Origin of the sequence: Vibrio sp. Vb0888 (assembly GCF_033338835.1) — a bacterium.
Lineage (GTDB): Bacteria > Pseudomonadota > Gammaproteobacteria > Enterobacterales > Vibrionaceae > Vibrio > Vibrio alginolyticus.
Window position 1 is genome coordinate 1 of sequence record NZ_JAWOTL010000218.1, and the last position, 1,190, is coordinate 1,190.

Here is a 1,190-nt window from a genome sequence, read left to right on the forward strand (position 1 = left end):
CCACTTTCACCGATGTAAGTCAGCATCTTCTCTTCGCCTTCGGTGTGGTAAGGCGTAGATGTTTCGAATACTTCACCAAAAGTGAGGAAGTTGTCACGACCGGTATCAACCGCTTGCGTCATCACACCATCGTCGGCGTGTAGGAAATCGTTCCAGAAATCGTGTTCAACAAACTTCACCGTATCGATACGGAATCCGTCGACGCCGACTTCGCGAATCCATTTACGGTAGCTCTCTTTTAGATAAGCGCGTACTTCGGGATCGGACGTATTAAGGTCATCCAAATCAGAGAGTTGCCAGGTTTTTTCTTGTACCGGATCGTTGTGGTCGGTGATAGTTGGCGTCCAGTGGTAGCTGCCTGTGCCGTCTGTTTTACACTCGTTCATGTTGAGTGGGTACGGCAGTTCTTGCCCGGCGGGTAGTGCATTTTTAATCAAACGGAAGCCTTGGCAAGGTAGGCTTGGATCATAACTGTAAGGATCATCGTAGGTGAAGAAGTTGCCTACATGGTTGGTCACGATGTCCTGAATTAAGAACATGTTACGCGCATGCACTTCGCGTGCTAACGCTTGGTAGCTTTCCATGTCACCAAAGTGTTCATCCACTTTTTGAAAATCGCGCGCCCAGTACCCATGGTAGCCGCCGTAGTTTTGCTCAGCATCCCACCATTGGTTAGCAACTGGCGGAGTAATCCAGATCGATGTGGCACCGAGATCTTCGATGTAGCTTAACTTATCACTCACACCAACGAGGTCGCCGCCGCTGAATTTTTTATCCGAAGTCGGATCGAATTCGTTTTGCCCTTGATCATTGAGAGCGCTGTCGCCGTCGTTAAAACGGTCGATCATCAGGAAGTAAATGATTTGATCTTGCCAATCAGGGGATGCCACGTGGCTGCCTGTATCGATTGGTGTGGTTTCGTCGCTTCCACAGCCAGAAAGAGCAAGAGCGATCGCTAAAGGAAGTATTTTTATTTTATTCATTGGGTTAGGTAGAGTTTCAAACACAGTTTTTGCCTCCGTTATGCAGCAATGCAGAAACGATAAAGCAAAGGTTTGAAATTGAGGGTGTCATTTCACGCCAAAAAAGATGTGAAATGATGTCACGAAGCGGCGACTTTGATCTGACCGACAGTTTTAATTGAGCGGTTGCACAATAGGATATTGTATCGGGTAATGCTCTTTCGCGAG

The 1,190-nt window shown here is 47.5% G+C and carries 2 protein-coding genes; both read right to left on the bottom strand.

What is annotated here, in order from left to right; all coding sequences use genetic code 11:
* Positions 1 to 1,007: alpha-amylase family glycosyl hydrolase (locus tag R7P72_RS25140; RefSeq protein ID WP_318110977.1), on the bottom strand; the 1,007-nt coding region annotated here is incomplete at its 3' end.
* Positions 1,000 to 1,190: hypothetical protein (locus R7P72_RS25145; protein ID WP_318110978.1), on the bottom strand; the 191-nt coding region annotated here is incomplete at its 5' end. The genes R7P72_RS25140 and R7P72_RS25145, both read right to left, overlap by 8 nt.